Raw genomic sequence first — 7,157 nt, forward strand, 5'->3', positions numbered from 1 at the left:
GGTGCAGTGTGGAGGCGTGGGTGACTGGCAGCGACGCCTGACCGGCCGTGCGCAGCCGCGGCCATCGGGCCATGTGCTGCTGCTGGTCTCCGCCGTGCTCATCGTGCTCATCACCGTCTCCGACATCGTGACCCCCACCGACATCCACCTCGGACCGCTCCTGGTGATCGCGCCCGCGATCACCGCATGGGCCGAGGGGCCGTGGACGACGGGCTGCGTCGGGGCGCTGTCGGTGGCGGCGCAGGCGTTCATCGGCTGGCACTCCCACTCGTTGCTGTCGCGGAACGTGATCGTGCAGGTGATCTCCCTCGCGGTGCTGTCTGCGCTGATCGTGGCGCTGTCCGTGGTCCGCGACCGGCGCCGCCGGGAACTGGCGCAGGTCCGGTCGGTGGCGGAGGCCGCGCAGCGCGTCCTGCTGTGGCCGCTCCCGGACCGGCTGGGATCGTTGCAGCTCGCCTCCCTCTACCTGGCCGCGGAGGACGAGGCGTCGATCGGGGGCGATCTGTACGCCGCCGCCCGTACCGGCAGGGGCGCCCGGCTGCTGATCGGTGACGTGCGCGGCAAGGGCCTGCCGGCGGTCGGGGAGGCGGCCCTGCTGCTCGGCGCCTTCCGCGAGGCCGCACACCACCACACCGCCCTGCCGGCGCTCGCCGCGTCCCTGGAGCGCAGCATCACCCGCTACCTCGCCGACTTCGAACCGGAGGAGGAGGCGGGGGAACGGTTCGTCACGGCGCTGCTGCTGGAGGTCCCGGACGACGAACCGGTCGTCCGCATGACGAGTTGCGGACATGTGGCGCCCCTGCTGCTGAAGCGGGACGGCGGCGGCGTCAGTGTCCCGGACCTGAACCCCGCACCTCCGCTCGGCGTCGGGTTGGCCGATGCCGACGGCCCCACCGTCGACGTGCTCCCCTTCGGGCCGGGCGACACGCTGCTGCTGTTCACCGACGGCGTGGTGGAGGCACGCGACCGGCACGGCGCCTTCTACCCGCTGACCGAACGCACCCCGCAGTGGGCCGGGTGCGCTCCCGAGGTGCTGCTCGACCACGTCCGGCGCGATCTGATCGCCCACACCGGCGGGCGCCTCGGCGACGACGTCGCCCTGATCGCGGTCCGCCGGGAGCCGTCCGCCTCCGCCGCCAGGGTCGGCCGCGCCCTGCGCTGCGCGCGCCCGGACGACGCCCCGGCGGCCGGGGCACAGCCGGAGCAGGCCCGGCGCGAGCAGGCCTGACCGGAGCAGGCCCGGCGGAACAAGCCCGACCGAAGCAGGCCCGGCGGAACAAGCCCGACCGAAGCAGGCCCGGCTTGAACAAGCCCTGCCGAAGCAGGCCGACCGGGACCGCGTTTGACCGAAGCAGCCGACCGGGACCGCTCCCGGCCGGGGCAGACCGGCAGGGGCAGGCAATCGGACCGGGACTTTCCAATATGATCACCAAAGCTCGTATAGTGACCGACAGTTGACCAGCACGTATCACCTGTCACCTGCCACCTGTCACCAGCCAGGACCTGTCCAAGGCCCCGAACGAGGGCCGCTCTCGACCGAGCGGCGGCCGCCCGAGGACCCGATTGATGACCGCGCCCACGCCTCACGGCGAGCGACCCACCGTCCGCTCTCTCGCTCCCCTGCCCGCCCTCACCGCCGTCGTGTCCGTCGCCGCGGTCGCGGGAGCGGTCTCGGCGGCGCCCGCCTCGGTACGCGCCCCGCTCGCCTGGGGGACGGGCGCGGCGGCCGCCGTCCTGGTGGTCGCCGTCTTCCTGGCCGTACGCGCGGCGCAGGGTGCCCGGATCGCCCGGCGCCGGCTGCACACGGCGGTCCAGGACGCCGAGCGCCTGACCCAGGAGCGGCACCGGGTGGTCGAGGAGGCGCAGCGTGAACGGCAGCGCCTCATCGACGAACTGGCCCGTCAGCGCGCCGAGTTCGCCCAGTCCTTCGCCCACGAGCGGGCCAAGCTCGAGGACGCCGCCGCCCGCGAGACCGACCGCCTGCGGCACGAGAACGCCCGGCTCACCGGTGAGCTGGAGTGGGCCGGGCGGGCCCGGGACGCGGCGATCTCCGCCACCTCCAACGCGGCCGGGCGCATGCAGGCGCTGACCACCGCCATGCTCGCCGACCTGCGGGCCATGGAGGAGCGCCACTCGGACGAGGAGGTCCTGGCCGACCTGCTCCACCTCGACCACCGCACCGCGCAGGCCGGCCGCCTCGCCGACTCGGTCGCCGTCCTGACCGGCGCCCGTTCGGGGCGCCGCTGGGCACGGCCCATCGCGATGGAGTCGATCCTGCGCGGCGCACTGGGCCGCATCGCCGCCTACCGGCGAGTGCGGGTGCACGCGACCAGCGAGACCGCCGTGGCCGGACACGCGGCCGAGGGCGTGATGCACGCGCTCGCCGAACTCCTCGACAACGCGGCCAACTTCTCCCCGCCGACGTCCGAGGTCCACGTCTACGTCGAGGAGGTCCCCGCCGGGATCATCCTCTCCGTGGAGGACAGCGGCCTGGTGATGGGCGACATCCAGTTGCGCCGTGCCGAGCAGGCCGTTACGGGCGACGTCTCGGAGCTGGGCGGCCTCACCGGCACCAGGCTCGGGCTCGCCGTCGTGGGCCGCCTGGCCCGCAAGTACGGTCTCAAGGTGTCCTTCCGGCCGTCCGCGCGGGGCGGTACGGGGGTGCTGATGCTCGTCCCCCAGGACATCCTCACCAGCCCCGTCGCCTCCCCCGCCCGGCCCGCGGGACCGCCCGCGCGCGACACCCGCGAGGACACCGTCGCCGGCACCGCCCGGCAGGCGGCGGCCCAGGACGGCCAGCGGGCCCTGCCCGCCGCCGAAGCCGCCGACGCCGGCGGCCCGGCACCGGTCCACGAGAGTGTGCCCGACGGCACGGACGGCGAGACGGCCGAGCGGGCCGCCGGGCTGCCGAAGCGGCGCAGGGGCCGCACCCTGGCCGACGCCGAACGGGCCCGGTCGGCGGCTCGCGCCCCGGCTCCGCGCCCCGCGTCCACGGCCGAGGACGCCAAGGCCCGCGCCGCCCGCTTCGGCAGTTTCCGCCAGGCCGTGCGCCCGGGCACCGGCGACCAGGCGGCGACGCGGCCCGACCCGACCACCGGATCCGTGCCGGCCGGGGGCGAGGCCGCCCCGCCCGCATCGGCCGGCTCACCGTCACTCCCCACCGCGCACCCGGAAGGCGACCCCACCTCATGACCGGCCAGACCACCGCCGACGACCAGCTCACCTGGCTCCTGGAGGGCCTGTTGGAGCGGACCCCGGGCGCGCGGCACGCGCTCGTGCTGTCCCGGGACGGACTGAAGCTGTGCCGCACCCCGGAGCTGACGGTCGACCAGGCCGACCAACTCGCGGCGATCGCCGCCGGCATCCAGTCGCTCTCCCACGGCGCGTCGGCCGAGTTCGGTGACGGCAGCGGCGGCGTGCGTTCGGCGATGACCGAGTTCTACGGCGGGGTGCTGTTCATCGTGGAGGCCGGCGAGGGCGCTCATCTGGCGGTCGTCACCACCGAGGACGCGGACGCCGGGCTCGTCGGGCACAACATGAGCGAGTTGGTGGAACAGCTCGGTGAGTACCTGAGCGCCCAGCCCCGGACCTCATGAGCAGGCCCGGCAGGGACGACGCCCCGGACCGTCTCTACACCATCACCGGCGGGCGCACCGGCTCCGGCCCCGACAGCCCCTTCGACCTGGTCACCCTGGTCGTCGCCGAGTCGCAGCCGGCGCCTGGGATGCAGTCGGAGCACGCCGCGATCCTCCGGCTGGCCCGGTTCCCCACGGCCGTGGTGGAGATCGCCGCCGAACTGCGGCTGCCCGTGAGCATCACCAAGGTGCTGCTGTGCGACCTGCTGGCGGCCGGCCGCGTCAGTGCCCGCCATCCGCGCAGGGCCGCCGTTTACGACCCCGACATCCTGGAGCAGGTGCTCGTTGGACTCCGCAACCTCTGACGCCCGTACCCCGTTGGGTGCCTCCGCCGACAACGGTCTGAAGATCGTCGTGGTGGGCGGTTTCGGCGTCGGCAAGACCACCCTGGTCCGCTCGGTCAGCGAGATACGTCCCCTCAACACCGAGGAGACCATGACGCAGGCGGGCGAGGCGGTCGACGATGTCAGCGGTGTGCGCGGCAAGACCGCCATGACCGTCGCCTTCGACTTCGGCCGCATCTCGCTGGACGCCCACAACGTGCTGTACCTGTTCGGCGCCCCCGGTCAGGAGCGGTTCTGGTTCCTGTGGGACCGGCTGTTCTCGGGGACGCTGGGTGCGGTGGTACTCGTCGACACCCGCCGGATCGGCGACTCCTGGTACGCCATCGACCGCCTGGAGCACCACGGCACGCCGTTCATCGTGGCCTGCAACGACTTCGGCGGTCCCGCCCACGCGCACGCCGAGATCCGTGACGCGCTCGACCTGGATCCGCAGGTGCCGCTGGTGGACTGCGACGCCCGTTCCCGGGAGTCCAGCAAGCAGGTGCTCATCACCCTCGTGCAGCACCTCAAGGACCACTACGCCGGCCAGGCCGCCGAGCCGGCCCTGCCCCGACAGGAGTTCGTGTGACGACCCCCGACGCCGTCCCGCTCGACGCCGTCCCGCTCGGCGGCCCCCGGTTCCGGGCCGAACCCGCCGTCCTGTACCGGGAGATGCGGCGCGACCACGGCGCCGTCGCACCGGTCCTGCTGGACGGCGACATCCCGGCCTGGCTGGTGCTGGGCTATCGCGAACTGCACCAGGTGACCGGTGACCCGGTGCTGTTCAGCCGGGACTCCGAGCTGTGGAACCAGTGGGAGAACATCCCCGGCGACTGGCCTCTGCTGCCGATGATCGGCCACAAGCAGCCGTCGATCCTCTACACGGTCGGTGAGCGCCACCGCGAGCGCGCCGCGGTGATCAGCAACGCGCTGGAGGCCGTCGAGCCGTCCGAACTGCGGCGCCACTGCGAGCGGTTCGCCGACGAGCTGATCGACGCGGTGTGCACCGAGGGCACCGCCGACCTGGTCGCCGACTACGCGATGCTGCTGCCGGTGCGGGTCCTCGCCCGTCTCTACGGGTTCTCCGACGAGGAGGGCCCGGCCCTGGTGACCGCCCTCAACGACATGATCGACGGCCGGGAGCGGGCGATCGCGGGCCAGACGCACCTGGCGCGTTCCATGGCGGCGCTGCTCGCGGCGCGCCGGGAGCGGCCCGCGGACGACGTGGCCTCCCGGATGCTGGCCGACACCGGCGGCTTCAGCGAGGAGGAGGTCGCGCAGGACCTGATGGTGATGATGGCGGCCGGTCACCAGCCGACCGCCGACTGGATCGGCAACTCGCTGCGGCTGATGCTGACGGACGAACGGTTCGCCGCCTCCCTGTTCGGCGGCCGCAACAGCGTCGCCGAGGCGATGAACGAGGTGCTGTGGGAGGACACGCCCACCCAGAACGTGGCCGGGCGCTGGGCCACCCGCGACACCCAGCTCGGCGGGCGTCGCGTCCGCGCCGGCGACCTGCTGCTGCTCGGTCTGCAGGGCGCCAACTCCGATCCCCAGGTGCGCACCCACGGTTCGGCCCTCACCGGCGGCAACAACGCCCACTTCTCCTTCGGCCACGGCGAGCACCTCTGCCCGTTCCCCGCGCAGGAGGTCGCCGAGGTGATCGCGCGGACGGGCATCGAGGTGGTCCTCGACCGGCTGCCGGACATCGACCTGGTGGTGCCCCCCGCTTCCCTCACCCGTCGTCCCTCGCCCTGGCTGCGGGGGATGACCGAGTTGCCCGTTCGGTTCACTCCGACCCCTGCCCTGGGAGGCACGTCACGATGACGACCGGCACCGAAGAAGCGACAGACACCGGCAGCACGCGCATCGCCCTCGATCCCTTCGTCACCGATCTGGACGGGGAGAGCGCCCGGCTGCGCGCCGCCGGACCGCTGGCCGCCGTGGAACTGCCCGGCGGCGTCCCGGTGTGGGCCGTCACCCACCACGCCGAGGCCAGGGCCCTGCTCACCGATCCGCGGCTGGTCAAGGACATCCAGGTGTGGGGTGCCTGGCGGCGCGGGGAGATCCCCGCCGACTGGCCGCTGATCGGCCTGGCCAACCCGGGCCGGTCGATGCTCACCGTGGACGGCGCCGAACACCGCAGGCTGCGCGCGCTGGTGGCGCAGGCGCTCACTCCGCGCCGCGTGGAGCGGATGCGCGAGCGCATCGAGAAGCTCACGCAGGACCTGCTCGACACACTCCCCGCGGACGGCGGGACCGTCGATCTCAAGGCGGCGTTCGCCTACCCGCTGCCGATGTACGTCGTCGCGGACCTCATGGGCATCGAGACGGCCCTGCTGCCCCGCCTGAAGGTGCTGTTCGAGAAGTTCTTCTCCACGCAGACCCCGCCCGACGAGGTCGTCGCCACACTGACCGAGCTGGCCCGGATCATGGGCGACACGGTGGCCGCCAGGCGTGAGGCGCCCGGCGACGACCTGACCAGCGCCCTGGTCCTGGCGTCCGAGGACGGCGACCACCTGACCGACGAGGAGATCGTCTCCACGCTCCAGCTGATGGTCGCGGCCGGCCACGAGACGACCATCTCGCTCATCGTCAACGCGGTGGTCAACCTGTCCACGCACCCGGAGCAGCGCGCGCTCGTGCTGTCCGGGCAGGCCGACTGGACGGCGGTGATCGAGCAGACCCTGCGCCACTCGACGCCCACCTCGCACGTCCTGATCCGCTTCGCGACCGAGGACGTGCCGGTCGGCGACCAGGTGATCCCGGCCGGGGACGCGCTGATCGTGTCGTACGGCGCGATAGGCCGCGACGAGCAGGCGCACGGGCCGAGCGCCGGTGACTTCGACATCACCCGCGAGTCCGGGACGCGCCACATCTCCTTCGGGCACGGCCCGCACGTCTGCCCGGGCGCGGCGCTCTCCCGCCTGGAGGCCCAGGTCGCGCTGCCCGCGCTCTACGCGCGTTTCCCGCGCCTGGACCTCGCGGTGCCGGCGTCCGAGCTGCGCAACAAGCCCGTGGTGACCCAGAACGACCTGTTCGAGCTGCCGGTCCGGCTGGACTCGTAGGGTGGGGGGCGGGGCCCCCGGGCCCCCGGGGGGCCCGGCCCCCCCCCCCCGGCCGGCCGCCCCGCCCCCCGGCGGGGGGCGGGCAGGGCCACTCGGCGGGCAGCGGTCGCGGGCACGGGTGAGGAAGCAGC

7 protein-coding genes are annotated in these 7,157 nt (G+C 73.7%); all 7 read left to right on the plus strand.

Annotated elements, in window-relative coordinates:
- Positions 1 to 16: 16 nt before the first annotated feature.
- Positions 17 to 1,228 carry a PP2C family protein-serine/threonine phosphatase gene (locus ACFC02_RS08370; protein WP_376353964.1) on the plus strand — a complete coding sequence of 404 codons (1,212 nt, stop codon included), beginning with the start codon at positions 17 to 19 and terminating at the stop codon, positions 1,226 to 1,228.
- 338 nt (positions 1,229 to 1,566) lie between these two features.
- Positions 1,567 to 3,192: an ATP-binding protein gene (locus ACFC02_RS08375; protein ID WP_376353967.1), complete on the plus strand. Its 1,626-nt coding sequence runs from the start codon at positions 1,567 to 1,569 to the stop codon at positions 3,190 to 3,192.
- Positions 3,189 to 3,596 (plus strand): roadblock/LC7 domain-containing protein, encoded by a 408-nt coding sequence (locus tag ACFC02_RS08380; protein WP_376353969.1) that lies wholly within the window; start codon positions 3,189 to 3,191, stop codon positions 3,594 to 3,596. Before ACFC02_RS08375 ends, ACFC02_RS08380 begins: the two co-directional genes overlap by 4 nt.
- Positions 3,593 to 3,940, plus strand: a complete 348-nt coding sequence (locus tag ACFC02_RS08385; protein ID WP_376353972.1) for a DUF742 domain-containing protein — start codon at positions 3,593 to 3,595, stop codon at positions 3,938 to 3,940. The genes ACFC02_RS08380 and ACFC02_RS08385 overlap by 4 nt, the downstream gene beginning before the upstream one ends.
- A complete protein-coding gene (locus tag ACFC02_RS08390) occupies positions 3,921 to 4,547 on the plus strand; it encodes an ATP/GTP-binding protein (RefSeq protein WP_376353974.1) in 627 nt (208 codons plus the stop codon). The genes ACFC02_RS08385 and ACFC02_RS08390 overlap by 20 nt, the downstream gene beginning before the upstream one ends.
- Positions 4,544 to 5,785 carry a cytochrome P450 gene (locus tag ACFC02_RS08395; protein ID WP_376353977.1) on the plus strand — a complete coding sequence of 414 codons (1,242 nt, stop codon included), beginning with the start codon at positions 4,544 to 4,546 and terminating at the stop codon, positions 5,783 to 5,785. Before ACFC02_RS08390 ends, ACFC02_RS08395 begins: the two co-directional genes overlap by 4 nt.
- Positions 5,782 to 7,026: a cytochrome P450 gene (locus ACFC02_RS08400; protein WP_376353980.1), complete on the plus strand. Its 1,245-nt coding sequence runs from the start codon at positions 5,782 to 5,784 to the stop codon at positions 7,024 to 7,026. The genes ACFC02_RS08395 and ACFC02_RS08400 overlap by 4 nt, the downstream gene beginning before the upstream one ends.
- Positions 7,027 to 7,157 lie beyond the last annotated feature (131 nt).

Source organism: Streptomyces sp. NPDC056160, from assembly GCF_042268205.1.
Classification (GTDB): domain Bacteria; phylum Actinomycetota; class Actinomycetes; order Streptomycetales; family Streptomycetaceae; genus Streptomyces.